The organism is Arthrobacter sp. SLBN-53, assembly GCF_006715585.1.
Taxonomy (GTDB): Bacteria; Actinomycetota; Actinomycetes; order Mycobacteriales; family Mycobacteriaceae; genus Mycobacterium; species Mycobacterium neoaurum_A.
In genome coordinates, this window is sequence record NZ_VFNN01000001.1 from 3,139,251 (window position 1) to 3,154,308 (window position 15,058).

Below are 15,058 nucleotides of genomic sequence, written 5' to 3' on the forward strand. Positions count from 1 at the left end.
TCTACACCCCGATTCCGATGCGCTGCTTGCGGTTCGGTGCGATCTGAGCGAACTCGCCGACGATGTGGTCGACGAAACCGTATTCGCGGGCCTGCTCGGCGGTGAACCACCGGTCATGCAGCGAGTCGGTGAAGATGCGGTCGACAGGCTGACCGGTATCGGCGGCGATGAGCCCCAGCACGGTATCGCGGGTGTGCCGCAGATCGTCGGCCTGCACCTCGACCTCGACGGCCGACCCGGCGATCCCCGCCGAGCCCTGGTGCATCAGGATGCGGGCGTGCGGCAGTGCGAAGCGCTTACCGGCAGCGCCGGCCGAGAGCAGGAATTGCCCTGCGCTGCAGGCCAGTCCGAGGGCGAGGGTGGCGACGTCGGCGGGGATCAGCCGCATCACGTCGCGGATGGCCAGCATGGCGGGCACCGACCCGCCGGGGGAGTGGATCCACAGGGCGATGTCGTCGGCGGAGTCGGCGGCCAGCGTCAGCAGCTGTGCCACCAGCACGGCACCGTTGTCATCGTCGAGGCCGCCGTCGAGGACGAGCACCCGTTTGCGGTACAGGTCGTCGCGCAGTTGCCTGCCGAACAGGGGCGGATTCTGGTTCATGGTGGTGACTCTGCCTGCTGCGGAGTCCTTTTCGCAGCCCACGCTGCTGTGAGCAGAACGGCCGGCATGACTGCCCCGACAACGCAAAAGCCCCCGGCGAATCCGCCGGGGGCTCTTGGTCAGGTGAATCAGAAGGACGCTTCGTCCAGCTCCATGACTTCGTTGTCGAGTGCGTCGAGCACCGTGCGGGTGCTGGTCAGCAGCGGCAGGAAGTTCTTGGCGAAGAACGACGCGGCAGCGATCTTGCCCTCGTAGAAGGCCTTGTCCGCGCCGGTGGCGCCTTCGTCGAGCTTCTCGATCGCGACGGCGGCCTCACGCTGCAGCAGCCAGCCGATGATCAGATCGCCGACGCTCATCAGGAAGCGCACCGAGCCCAGGCCCACCTTGTAGATGGCGCTCTGGTCCTCCTGCGAGGCCATCAGGTAGCCGGTCAGGGTGGCGGCCATGCCCTGCACGTCCTCCAGCGCGGTGGCCAGCAGTGCACGCTCGGCCTTGAGGCGGCCGTTGCCGGTCTCGTTCTTGACGAAGGTGTCGATCTGGCCGGCGACGTAGGCCAGGGCCTGTCCCTTGTCGCGGACGATCTTGCGGAAGAAGAAGTCCTGCGCCTGGATGGCGGTGGTGCCTTCGTAGAGCGAGTCGATCTTGGCGTCGCGGATGTACTGCTCGATGGGGTAGTCCTGCAGGAAGCCCGAACCGCCCAGGGTCTGCAGTGACTCGGTCAGGTACCGGTAGGCGGTCTCCGAACCGAAGCCCTTGACCACCGGGAGCAGCAGGTCGTTGACGCGTACCGCCAGGTCGGGGTCGACATCGTGCAGTGCCTTGGCGACCTCGGCGTCCTGGAAGGTGGCGGTGTACATGTACAGCGCGCGCATGCCCTCGGCGTAGGCCTTCTGGGTCATCAGCGAACGACGCACGTCCGGGTGATGGGTGATGGTGACGCGCGGGGCGGTCTTGTCGGTCATCTGGGTCAGATCGGCACCCTGCACACGCTCCTTGGCGTACTCCAGAGCGTTCAGGTAGCCGGTCGACAGCGTGGCGATGGCCTTGGTGCCCACCATCATCCGAGCCTGCTCGATGACGTCGAACATCTGCGCGATGCCGTTGTGCACCTCACCGACGAGCCAGCCGACGGCCGGGACGCCGTGCTGGCCGAAGGTCAGCTCACAGGTGGCCGAGACCTTCAGGCCCATCTTGTGCTCGACGTTGGTGACGAAGACACCGTTGCGCTCGCCGAGCTCACCGGTCTCCTTGTCGAAGTGGAACTTGGGTACGAAGAACAGCGACAGACCCTTGGTGCCCGGTCCCGCGCCCTCGGGGCGGGCGAGCACCAGGTGCGCGATGTTGGGGAACAGGTCGTCGGCGTCGGCGGAGGTGATGAAGCGCTTCACGCCGTCGATGTGCCAGGAGCCGTCGGGCTGCTGGACGGCCTTGGTGCGGCCGGCGCCGACGTCCGAACCCGCGTCGGGCTCGGTCAGCACCATGGTGGCGCCCCAGTTGTTCTCCGCGGCGATGGCCGCCCACTTCTTCTGCTCTTCGGTGCCGTTGTGCGCGAAGATCTGCGCGAAGCCGGCGCCGCCGCCGTACATCCACACGGCCGGGTTGGCGCCGAGGATGTGCTCGTTGAGGGCCCACAGCAGAGCCTTGGGGGCGGGCATGCCGCCGAGCTCCTCATCGAGGGCGACCTTGTTCCAGCCGCCTTCGATGGTCGCGTTGACCGACTTCTTGAAGGACTCGGGGAGTTTCACCGTGTGGGTGGCGGGATCGAAGACCGGCGGGTTGCGGTCACCGTCGGCGAACGACTCGGCGATGGGACCCTCGGCCAGTCGGGCCATCTCGTTGATCATCTCGCGGGCGGTGTCGGCATCGAGCTCGGCGAACGAGCCCTCGCCGAGCGCCTTGTCGAGACCGAGCACATCGAACAAGGTAAAGACCTGGTCACGGACGTTGCTCTTGTAATGGCTCACGGTTTCTCCTCGGTGAGATCGAAGCTTGTCGGTTGGGTTCTCGTGCGGACTGCGCTAAGTTACCCACCAGTAACTGCCTGAAACTATACCGCTCGGTAACCGCATCTCAAAGGGGTGTCGAGCAAATTGTCGCCAGCGAACCAACCCGGTGGTTGATTGGGCGGGCTCCCGGCCGCCGAAACCGTTTCTGAGCTGCGATTTCAGGTCAAATGTGATGCTCGCCACGAAGGCGTCCAACAAACCTCTAAGGTGAGGCTCATGAGGCGTGTGGTGGTGTGGGGAACAGGGAACATGGGCTCGACGGCGATCCGCTCGGCGGTCGCCTTCCCTGGCCTCGAACTGGCCGGCGTAATCACCTCCAGCGCCGAGAAGGTCGGCCGTGATGCCGCCGAATTCGCCGGCCTGGCCGAGCCGACCGGTATCCGGGCCTGCACCGATGTCGCCGCCGCGCTCACCGACGCCGACGCGGTCGCCTACATGGCTTCCGGCGATATCCGGCCAGAGGAGGCGGTCGCCGATATCGAACGTTGCCTGCGCGCCGGGAAACACGTCGTCACACCATCGCTGTACTCGCTCTACGACCCGGCCTCGGCGCCGCAGGAATGGGTGCAGCGGCTGACCTGCGCCGCGGAGGAGGGTGGCGCCACCCTCCTGGTCAGCGGTGTCGATCCGGGATGGGGCAATGACGCGCTGGCGGTCACCGCGGCCAGCCTGTGTACGCGCATCGACACCATCACCTGCCAGGAGATCTTCGATTACTCGACATACAACCAGCCGGAGGCGGTGCGGCTGCGCTGTGGTTTCGGGGGCGCCATGGACGACACCCCGATGATGCTTCTGCCGAGCATCCCCACGATGGTGTGGGGCGGCAACGTCCGGCTGATCGGCCGCGGCCTGGGTATCGAGATCGACGAGATCACCGAGGAGGTCGAGCGGCTGCCGCTGGAGCAGACCGTCGAGACCGTCATGGGCCCGTTCGAGAAGGGCACCCAGGGGGCCTTCTTCCTCAAGGTGATCGGCTGGTCGCAGGGCAGGCAGCGCGTCATCATCGAGCACATCACCCGGATCCACCCCAGTTGCGCGCCGCAATGGCCACAGCCCGACGAGGGGGTGGGTGATCACCGTGTCATCGTGGATGGCGACCCGCAGCTCACCATCACCACCCGGGCCGACGTTCCCGGCGGAACCCGCGCAGACGGCGGCAACACCACCGCGGCCAACCGGCTGCTCGGCGCGTTGAACTGGCTGGCCGAACAGAAGCCGGGGATCTACGACGGACTCCAGGTGCCGCTGCGTTCGGCGCTGGCACCAGAGGCAGAGGCCGTGCGCTGGACCTGACCATGTGCTGTACGTCGGTTCAGCCAGAACGGGACAACCGATGCCGTGGCTGCACCGAGGTAGGTGAATCGGTCTCACCACCTACCTGGTTGCAGCCGGGACGGAGTGCCCGGTGCGCCGGCTGAAATCAGGTACGTCACGACGCGCAGCGAGGTCCAGGTCGGTTCACCCGAGCTGAACCCCGCTGCACGCGCACCTCAGCCGGCTTTGGCCTCGGATTCGGCAGGAGCCTCGGCATCGGGAAGCTGCGAGACCAGATGCTCGCCGAGCTCACCGATCGTCGGATAGTCGAACACCGCCGTCGGGCTGATGTCGAACTTGCCGCCGAACTGCCCGAACAACCGGTTGCGCAGCTCGACCGCCATGAGCGAGTCGGTGCCCAGATCCAGGAACCGGCTGGTCGCCGCCGGCGGCTGTGCCAGGCGCAGGAAGCCCTGCACCTCACGCTGTAGGAACTCGGTGACGAATCCCGCACGCGCGGCCACCGGTAGCTCCTGGAGCTGCCGGAGCAACTCGCTGTCGCCACCACCGGCCGAATCACCGCTGGGCAGAACCTGATCCAGCAACGGCGGACGGATACCGCCGAGCATCTTTGCGGTCCGCTGCCAGTTCGCCTTGAGCACCGTGGACTGCCCGACGCCGTGCCGGATCGCCTCACCGAGGGCGGCCAACGCGGCCGAGGGCTCCAGCGGCATCATGCCCTGCGCGCTCAAGTTGGCCACCGCGGCCTGTGAACTGGCCATCCCGCCATGGCCCCACGGGCCGAAGTTCACCGCGGTGGCCGGCAACCCGGCTGCCCGGCGCTGCGCGACGAGCCCGTCGAGCAGCGCATTGGCGGTCGCATAGTTCGACTGTGACGGTGAGCCGAGCACCGCCGAGGCCGAGGAGTACAGGATGAAGAAGTCCAGATCCTCGCCCGCGGTCAACCGGTGCAGGTGATGGGCGCCATACGCCTTGGGGCCCAGGGTCTTCCGGAACCGGTCCAGGTTCTGGTCCGGCAGCACAGCGTCATCGAGCACGCCGGCCAGATGAGCGACGCCGGCCAGCGGCGGCAGCTCCCGCCGGATGCGCTCCAGGACCCCCGCCACCTCGGCTTCGTCGCCGATATCGGCCGAGAAGACGTGCACCCGGCAGTGGTAGCGCTCGGTGATGGCATCGATCGCCTGCTGGGTCTCCGCGTCGGGGCTGCGGCGACTGGTCAGCACGATATCGCCTGCGCCGAGCTGTGCGAGATAGCCGGCCGTGTGCAGACCGAGCGCACCGAGGCCGCCGGTCACCAGGTAGGTCCGGTCACCCTGCGGCTGCAGCGGTTTGGGCATCTGGATGACGATCTTGCCGATATGACGCGCCTGCTGCATGCGGCGGAAGGCGGTCCTGGCCTCGGTCAGCGGGTAGACCTCGGCGGGCACCGGCGCCCACACGCCATCGGCCAGACCATCGGACACCTCGGACATCAGACGCTGGATGTGGTCGGGATCGCTCATCATCGTCACGTCCAACGCGATGATCTCGTAGTCGATATCCGGACGCACCGCGGCCATCTGGGCGGGGGTCCAGATATCGCGCTTGGCGATCTCGGCGAAACGCCCGCCCAATGCCGTCGCCCGGACCGTCGCCTCGATGAAGCCGTCGTTGGTCAGGCTGTTGAGCACCACATCCACACCGGCGCCATCGGTGTCGGCCAGGATCTGGTCGGCGAAATCGACGGTGCGCGAGTCGTACACGTACTCGACGCCCATGGCCCGCAGCTTCGCCCGCTTGTAGGTGCTCGCGGTGGCGAACACCGTCGCACCGTGCTGGCGAGCCATCTGTACCGCCGCCAGGCCCACACCACCGCTGGCGGCGTGGATGAGCACCTTGTCGCCCGGTTTGATCTGAGCCCAGTCGAAGGCCAGTCGCACCGTCAGCGCCGCCGCGGGAATGGTTGCGGCGTCGACCGAGCTGATGCCGTCGGGCACGGTCGCCAGTAGCTGCGCAGGCACGTTGAGCCGGCTGGCGAAGGCTCCCTGCATCGAGCCGAACACCCGTTGCCCGACCTCGAACTCGGTGACGTCCTCGCCCACCTCGGTGATCACGCCGCACAGGTCGCCGCCGATCGGCCCCGGATCTCCCGGGTACAGGCCGAGCACGTTGAGCACGTCACGGAAGTTCAGCCCGGCCGCCTCGATCCGGACCTGCACCTCGTGGGGCTCGGGTGCCGTCACGTCCTTCTCGGTCAGGCGCAGGTTGTCGATCGCGCCGCGTTCGGTCGGTGCCAGGACGAAGTCCTCCGACCGCGGCATCGGCAGGTAGCCGTTGCGCGCCCAGTGCAACAGCCGTGGCACCAGGAAGCGGCCCTGACGCACGGCCATCTCCGGCTCGGTGACCGGCGTGCCGAGCGCCGCGGGCAACCAGCTGTCCGCCGAGACGTCCCCGTCGATCATCCGGACCCGCAACATCGGCTGTTCGGCGATCAACGTGCGCCCGAATCCCCACAGCGCGGATTGCACCGGATCGACCGGCTCACCGGGTTCGGTGGCCACTGCGCCGTCGGTGAGGATCCACACACCGCCCGCCAGGGTGCTGTTCTGCTCGGCCAGCGCCGTCTGGGTGGCCGCGAGCAGCGCGCTCACCTCGGCCTCGAGCCGAACGGCCAGCTCTGCGGTCGTCTCGTCGGATTGCGCCGAAGTCCGGCTGCGCCAGACGATCCCGGCGACCGCGGAACCACGCTCGGCGGCCGCACCGAAGGCCTGCTGCCAGGCCTGCGGGTCCGTGGGTGTATCGATGGTGACCGCACCGGGCCGGTGGGCAGCGAGCTCGTCGAATCCGGCGATCAGCCAGGTCCCCGCGGTGTCTTCGGTGGCCGATTCCGGTGCCGCGCCCTCATGCCAGCCGAGGGTGTAGAGCAACCTGGTCGAGTCACCACCGAGGCCACGCAACAAGGCTTCACGCGGTGCCCGCTTGACGGTGAACTCGCGGATACCACCCAGGACGCGACCGTCGCGATCGACGAAATCCAGGTCGAAGACCAATGTTTCGCTGTTGAGCGGACCTTCATGCCAACGAGCCCGGCAGTAGAACCGGTTCGGCATCTTGGCCGCCAGCTGGACCTGCCCGTATCGCAGCGGCAGGAACAGATCGTGAATGCCCTGTTCGGCGGCCAGTACGGCCGGGAACGACGGGAACGCGACACCGGTGCACAGATCGAGCAACACGGGGTGGATCGGTTCGCTGCCGAGATGCTCGGCGAGCTCATCGCCGACGGACACATCGCCGATGGCTTCGCCATCACCCACCCACAGCGAGCGCAGCGAGCTGGACCACGTCGGGCCCCATGCCAGTTCGAGATCGTTGAAGATGTCGAACAATTCCTGCGGACGTGTCCTGTTCATGTGCTCGATGGCCTCGTCGGGCGCGGCCGTCGACTCGTCCGGCTGGTCGATGTCGACACCGGAGGTCAACGTGCCGTCGGCGTTGAGCGACCATTCGGCCTCGCGTACCCCGTACGGCCGGGAGTGCACCTGGAACTTCCAGCCGTCCTCGACCGTGCGCAGGGTCAGCTGCACCTCACGGGCCGCCTTGTCCGGCAGGATGATCGGCTCGTAGAAGTAGACATCGCTCACCCGCGCCGGCGCGCCGGCGGCCGCCAGGGCCATCGACGCGTAGGTGGCGCCGGGAACCACGACGGTCCCGTAGATGACGTGATGGGCCAACCACGGCTGGGTCTTCACCGAGAACACATTGCTGTAGACGGTGTCCCCGGACGCCAGATCCTTGGGGCTGCCGAGGATCCCCGAGGCGGCGGTGCCGCCGGAACTCAGGATCGCCGACGCCTTGGGCCAGTAGCGGCGCCGCTGGAACGGGTAGGTCGGCAGCTCGAGTCGGTGTGCCGGGCTGTGGAATCGGGCCGAGAAGTCCGGACGGTGGCCGCTGATGTAGGCGGTGGCCAGCGCGTCGGCGACCTGACGCTGCGCGTTGGCCCCCTTGCGCAGCGACACGATGGTCCGCGGCGTGGCCGCCGACTCGGGCCAGGACTGCAGGGCGGCCGCGGTCAGGATCGGCTGCGGCCCGATCTCCATGAGCACCGTGCAGCCCAACGCGGCCACCGTGCGCACACTCTCGGTGAACTGCACCGGCTGGCGGGAATGCCGGCGCCAGTACAGCGCGTCGATCGGGGTCTCGGCGCTGAGCACCGCGCCGGTGCGGTTGCACACCAACGGTCGAGACGGCACCGCATACTCGAATTGCGCTGCGAACGACTCGAACTCGTCGAGAACCGGGTCCAGCAACTCGGAGTGGAACGCGTGGCTGGTCTCCAGCCAGGTGCAGCGCGCGCCCTCCTGACTGCAATTGGTGACGATCTGCTCCAGATCCTCGCCCGGACCCGACAGCACCGTGTTGCGGCCGTTGTAGGCCCCGACCGACACCCGCGGGAAAGCTTCGGCGGCGCGTTCGACGTACTGCGGATCGGCGAACACCGCCACCATCCGGCCGCCTGCGGGCAGGCTGCCGAAAAGGCGCCCGCGCTCGGCGATCAGCCGGGCACCGTCTTCGAGGCTGAACACCCCTGCGACACAGGCCGCCGCGTACTGACCGACGCTGTGCCCGAGCACCACGTCCGGTTCGATACCCCAGGACTGCCACAGCCGGGCCAGCCCCATTTCGACGGCGAAGATCGCCGGCTGTGCGAACGAGGTGTGCTTGAGCGTCTCGGCCGCCTCGCGGCCCGATCCGAACAGCACCTCGAGAAGCGGCTGCGGCAGGATCCCGTCGACGGCCTGCGCGCAACTTCGCACGGTATCGGCAAAAACCGGTTCGGTGTCGAAGAGTTCGCGCGCCATGCCGGGGTACTGGCTGCCCTGGCCCGGGAAGAACCAGGCGGTCGTCGGGGGATCGGCGCACTCGCCGCGCACCACTCCCGGTCGCAGCCGGTTGGCCACCAGATCTTCCAGCAGCATCTTGGCCTCGGCAGTGGAGCTGGCCACCACCGCCGCGCGGTGCTCGAAGTGCGACCGTCCCGCGCCCGCGGTGAAGGCCACATCGGTGAGTTCGGCATCGGGGTTGGCGGCAAGCCAGCCCCCGTACCGCTGTGCCAACGCGGTCAATCCCGCCGCCGACCTGGCCGACAGCGGCAGAACGCACAGCGCCTCCCTGGCCGTGGCCTCGGGCTCGACAGCCTGTTCGGCGGGCAGCGCGGCAGGCGCCTCTTCGAGCAGGACGTGGGCGTTGGTGCCGGTGAAGCCGAACGAGCTGACCCCGGCGCGCCGCGGACGACCGTCGGTGTGCCACGGGGTCGCCTCGTCGACAACCTTGACAGGCAGGACGTCCCACGGGATGTGCGGAGACGGATTGCTGAAGTGCAAGGTCTTCGGCAGCATCTCGTGCTGCATCGAGAGCACGACCTTGATGAGTCCCGCGACGCCCGCCGCGGACTCCAGGTGCCCGATATTGGTCTTGGCGGTACCCATCAACAACGGCCGGTGCGCGTCACGGCCACGTCCGTACGCGGCCGCGGCCGCCTGCACCTCGATCGGGTCACCCAGCGGAGTGCCGGTGCCGTGCGCTTCAAGGTAGTCCACGTCACCGCCGCCGAGACCGGCGCGGTCCAGGGCGGACGCGATGAGACGTTGCTGGGCACCACCATTGGGGACCGTCAGACCGCTGGAGGCGCCGTCCTGGTTGACCGCGCTGCTGCGGATCACCGCGCAGATCCGGTCCCCGTCGCGCTGGGCATCGGAGAGCCGCTTGAGCACCAGCACACCGCAACCCTCACTGCGGACGTACCCGTCGGCGGCGGCGTCGAATGTCTTGCAGCGACCGTCCGGCGACAACATCCGGGCCTGCGATGCCGCCACGATGGAGGCCGGGCTGAGCAGGACATTCACCCCGCCGGCCAGGGCCAGATCACAGTCACCGGAATGCAGGGCCTGGGCGGCCTGGTGGACGGCGACCAGCGATGAACTGCAGGCGGTATCCACCGCCATGGCCGGGCCCTCCAGGCCCAGGGTGAAGGCGACGCGGCCGGCGATGGCGTTCAGCGCATTACCGGTGATGAAGTGGGCCTCAAGGTTTTCCACCGAATCGCCCGAGAGCAGGTGCGAGTACTCGTTGGCGCCGACGCCGACGAACACACCGCTTCGGCTGCCGCGCAGGGACGACGGGGCGTACCCGGCGCGTTCGAGTCCCTCCCAGGCGATTTCGAGCATCAGCCGCTGTTGTGGGTCGATCCACATCGCCTCGCGGGGGGAGATACCGAAGAACTCGGGGTCGAATGTGTCGACGCTGTCGAGGTATCCGCCGTTGCGGGTGTAGATCTTGCCGGGCGTCTGCTGATCGGGGTCGTAGAACTCGTCGACGTCGAACCGGTCCTCGGGGATTTCCCTGATCGCATCGACTCCGCCGGAGAGCAGTTCCCAGTATGCGTCGGGATCCGGTGCGCCCGGGAACCGGCAGGCGACCGCGATGACCGCGATCGGTTCGTCGGTGGCCGCCGACGCCAGCGAGACCGGCTGCGCCTCGGTGCGGGCATCCGACCGGTCTTTGAGCTTGAGCACGTCGCCGAGCAGGTAGTCGGCGACATCGGACAGGCGCGGGTAATCCATCGCCAGTGTCGCCGGAAGTTCCTGGCCCACTGCGCCTTCCAGTCGGCGCCGCAGTTCGACCGCCATGAGTGAGTCCATACCGAGGTCGAAGAACCCGGCCTCCTCACGGATATCGGCGGCATCGACCTGGGTCACCTCTGCGACCGCGTTGCGCAGGTACTCCAGCACGATCTTCTTGCGCTGTTGTACCGGTGCGGTGCTGAGCTGACCGACCAGCGGGGTGGCACCCGAGGAACGGGCCGGTGCGCTCACCGAGTCGGGCACCTCGCGGGCCACCTCGGCCAGCAGCGCACGCGAGCCGGTCTGCAGGTACACCGGAAGGAACTTCGACCAATCGACGCGGGCGAGCACGGATTGCACGCTCGCACCGACCAATACGTCGGCCAGGCCGGCCAGCGCATCGGCCGGAGGCAGAGTGCGTACCCCTCGGCGTTCCAGCTGTGCGCGCGCCTGCGGGTCGGCCATGCCGGCCGCCCACGGTCCGAAATTCACGCTGTAACCGGCGATACCCTGCTCGCGGAGCCGCCACGTCAGACCGTCGAGGAAGGCATTGGCCGCGCCGTACGCGCTCTGGCCATAGCTGCCCCACACCGAGGAGATCGAGGATGTGGAGACGAAGAAGTCCAGCGGCAGACCCTCGACGGCTTCGCTGAGATACCAGGCGCCCCAGACCTTGCCGCCGAACACCCGATCCAACTCGGCGGCCTCCAGGGTGGCCAGCGGTGTCGTGCTGTTCTCGCCGGCGGCGTGCACGATGCCCGCAAGTGCCGGCAACTCGGCTCGCACCGTCGCGATCAGGTGGGCGATGTCGTGCGGGTTGGCGACATCGGCGGTCATCACTCGCACGGCACACCCGTGCGTGGCGGTGATATCGGCGATGCGCTTCTGCGCGGCCTCGTTCGGGGCGCGCCGGCTGGTCAGTACCAGCTGCTTGGCGCCGTGCGCGGCAAGGTGCGCGGCGATCTCCAGACCGAGTGAGCCCAACCCGCCGGTGATCAGATAGGTTGCCTCGGAACGCAATTCCAGCGGCTTCGGGTTGGGCTGACCGGTGCGCCGGACCAGGCGCGGAACCCAGACCTGGCGACCGCGGAGAACGATCTGGTCCTCACCGCGGGGCAGGCCGGGAATCTGGCGGATCAGTTCCGCCCACTCCTGGGCATCTCCGCTCACATCGGCGAGCCCACCCCACACCTGGGGATACTCGAGGGCGACCGCGCGGCCGAAACCCCACAGCAGGGTCTGTTCGGGGGCCACCGCATCGCCTTCGGCGACCCGTTGTGCCTGCCGCGTCACGGTCCAGATGGGTGTGCGCACCCCGGCGGTGGCGGCCGCACGGAACAACCGCTGGGTTCCGTCGAGGACCCGGTGCTGCATCCGCAGCAGGGTCTGCATCGACGGGACGGTGTGGGAGTCCAAGGCGGCGACATGCAGGATGCGCACCTCGGGTTCGTCCTGTACCGCCGCGGCCAGATCGGTCACCAGGCGTTGCTCGTCGGCGTCGGAGACCGGGAGTGCCACCAGTCGGTGCCGGTGGCCCATGGCCGCCACGGCATCGACAAGCCCGGCGATGGCCGCCGTGTCGTCACCGATGAGCACCCAGGCGGCGTCCGGTGCCGCCGCGGAGCTTGCGCCACCCTGCTGCCAACGGATCTCGTAACGGGCATCGCTGATCGACTGCGCGTCACGCTGCCGATTGTGCTGTGCGGCAAGCTTGCTCAGGGCATCCATGGTTGCCTGACTGGCATCGGATCCATCGAGCAGCGCGGCCAGTTCGGCGATTCGACCGTCTTCGAGCAGGCGAACGGCCTCGGTGCGCGGGGCGTCGTCGGTCCAACCCGTCCGACCCTTGTCGGCCTGCTTGTCCTTGAACCAGTACTGGCGGTGCTGGAACGGATAGGTGGGCAGGTCGAGCTTGTGCGCCGGTCGGTGCACCACGGCATCGAAATTCGGTAGGTGCCCGGCGACGTAGGCCTGGGCCAATGCGTCGATGACCTGGCGATGATCGGCGCCGTTCTGGCGCATGGAGGCGATCGCCCGCGGCGTGTGGGTCGGATCCGGCCAGGCGCGCATGGCGGCGGCGGTCAGCACCGGCTGCGGGCCGACCTCCAGCAACACCGCGCATCCGAGTTCGGCCAATGTGGCCACGCTCTTGGCGAATTCGACCGGCTGCCGGGCGTGCCTACGCCAGTAGGCGCCGTCGAGCTTTGCGGTCCTGCCGAGCGCGGACCCTGTGCGATTGCACACCAGAATCCGCTGCGGCGCCTTGTATTCGAACTGATTGGCAAATGACTCGAAGGCGTCCAGCGCCGGGTCGAGCAGTGCGGAGTGGAACGCGTGGCTGGTGTCGAGCCAGTCGCAACGCACGCCGGCGTCGGCCAGCCCGGCGATCGCCTTCTCCAGATCTGTTGCGGGACCGGATAGTACGGTGTTCGCGCCGTTGTAGGCGGCAACCGACAGGCTCGGATACTGATCGACCAGGCGCTCGACCCTGTCGGGATCGGCGAAGATGGCTGCCATCCGACCACCGGCGGGCAGCTCACCGAACAGTCGGCCACGCTCGGCGAGCAGTCGGATGCCGTCCTCCATGCTGAAGACGCCGGCGACGCAGGCCGCCGAATACTGGCCGACACTGTGGCCGAGCACGATATCGGGTTGCAGGCCCCAGGATTCCCACAGCCGGGCCAGGCCCATCTCGACCGCGAAGATCGCGGGCTGGGCGTACTGGGTCAGCCGGATCGTCGCGTCACCCTCGGGGGCGTCGAAGATCAGGTCGAGCAACGGGATGTCGAGTGCATCCGCGCAGCGGGTCATGGTGTCGGCGAAGACCGGCTCGGTCTCGAAGAGCTGCCGTGCCATCCCGGCGTACTGACTGCCCTGTCCGGGGAACAACCACGCGGTCTTGGGCGCGTCGACGCAGTCACCGCGCACCAGACCCGGCGCGGGGCGGTCGTCGGCCAATGCACCGAGCAGTTCGCGGGCCGATTCCAATGAGTTGACCACCAGCGCGGCCCGGTGCTCGAGGTGGGCCCGGCCGGCGCCGGCGGTCAGGCAGACATCGGCCAGCGTGGCCTCGGGGTGCTCACCGAGCCAGTTGCGGTACTCCTCGGCGGCCTGGACCAACGCGGCAGGTGTGCGCGCGGACAGCGGCAGCACCATGAACCGCCGGTCGTCGCCGGCGGCGGTCCCGGCAGGCACGGTTGCGGGCGCTTCCTCGAGGATGACGTGGGCATTGGTGCCGGAGAAGCCGAACGAGCTGACCCCGGCCAGTCGCGGCCGGTCCGAGCGCTGCCAGGCGGTCGCCTCCTCGACGACGCGGACCGGGATGCGGTCCCACGGGATGTGCGGGGACGGGTGCTGGAAGTTCAGGTGCTTGGGCAACTCCTGGTTCTCCAGCGCCAAGACCACCTTGAGCACCCCGGCGATTCCGGCGGCGGCCTCCAGGTGGCCGATGTTGGTCTTGGCCGAGCCGATGAGCAGCGGCTGATCGCGGTCCTTGCCGAGGGCGGCCGCGGCGGCCTGGACCTCGATGGGATCGCCGAGGGACGTGCCGGTGCCGTGCGCCTCCAGGTAATCGATATCCCCGGGTGCCACGCCGGCGCGGTGCAGCGCCTCGGAGATGACGCGTTGCTGGGCGACGCCGTTGGGAACGGTCAGGCCACCCGAGGCGCCGTCCTGGTTGACCGCGCTGCCGCGGATCACGGCGCGGATCCGGTCGCCGTCGCGCACCGCGTCCTCAAGGCGCTTGATCACGATGACACCGCACCCCTCGCCGCGGACGTATCCGTCGGCAGCGGCGTCGAACGTCTTGCACTTGCCGTCGGGAGCGAGCATCCGGGACTGCGAGAACGTGATCATGGTGGCCGGGCTCAGCAGCACGTTCGCGCCACCGGCCAACGCCATGTCGCATTCGCCCAACTGCAGGGCCTGGCAGGCCTGGTGGATGGCCACCAGGGAAGAACTGCAGGCGGTGTCGACGGTGACGGCCGGGCCGTGCAGACCGAGCCGATAGCTGATCCGCCCGGCTCCGGCGGCGCCCGAGGTGCCGATGGCCAGGTACGCCTCGACCTCGGGATAGTTCAGCTCCGAGGAGGCCATGGCCAGGTAGTCGTGCGTGGACAGCCCGACGAACACGCCGGTCTTGGTGTTGGCCAATGCCGTTGGCGCGGTACCCGAATGCTCGACCGCGCGCCACGAGGTCTCCAGCAGCAGCCGGTGCTGCGGGTCCATCAGGCGTGCCTCACGGGCCGACACGCCGAAGAACGGTGCGTCGAACCCGGTCACGTCGTCGACGAACCCCGCGCGCCGGGTGACGACCTTGCCCGGCGCTCCTGGATCGGCGTCGAAGAACTCATCGATGTCCCAGCGGTCCGCCGGGATCGGGGAAACCGCGTCGCGGCCGCTGCGCAGGACGTCCCAATACGCGGATGCATCGGTCGCTCCGGGTAGGCGGGCGGCATAGCCGATGATCGCGAATCGGGTCGGCTCGGCGTGCTCGGTCTCGGCCATCAGGTGTACTCCCCGCTTCGGTCTGATGAACTGTGGATGATGAGATACGGGTGCCAGGATCCAGACCC

At 68.3% G+C, this 15,058-nt stretch carries 4 protein-coding genes; 1 reads left to right on the forward strand and 3 read right to left on the reverse strand.

Translation table 11 applies throughout. From position 1 onward, the window contains the following. Position 1 precedes the first annotated feature (1 nt). Positions 2-601 (reverse strand): ClpP family protease, encoded by a 600-nt coding sequence (locus tag FBY28_RS15040; protein WP_141868026.1) that lies wholly within the window; start codon positions 599-601, stop codon positions 2-4. A 128-nt stretch (positions 602-729) separates the two neighbouring features. After that, on the reverse strand, positions 730-2,565 hold the full coding sequence (locus tag FBY28_RS15045) for an acyl-CoA dehydrogenase (protein WP_141868028.1): 1,836 nt from the start codon (positions 2,563-2,565) through the stop codon (positions 730-732). Between the two features lie 258 nt (positions 2,566-2,823). Here FBY28_RS15045 and FBY28_RS15050 point away from each other — a divergent pair, with 258 nt between their 5' ends. Next, positions 2,824-3,903 carry an NAD(P)H-dependent amine dehydrogenase family protein gene (locus FBY28_RS15050; RefSeq protein ID WP_141868030.1) on the forward strand — a complete coding sequence of 360 codons (1,080 nt, stop codon included), beginning with the start codon at positions 2,824-2,826 and terminating at the stop codon, positions 3,901-3,903. A 197-nt stretch (positions 3,904-4,100) separates the two neighbouring features. On the opposite strand, the gene FBY28_RS15055 is transcribed toward FBY28_RS15050, so the two are convergent. Continuing rightward, the gene (locus FBY28_RS15055) at positions 4,101-14,990 is read right to left on the reverse strand and encodes a type I polyketide synthase (RefSeq protein WP_141868032.1); all 10,890 of its coding nucleotides are present in this window, start codon (positions 14,988-14,990) and stop codon (positions 4,101-4,103) included. Positions 14,991-15,058: the final 68 nt, after the last annotated feature.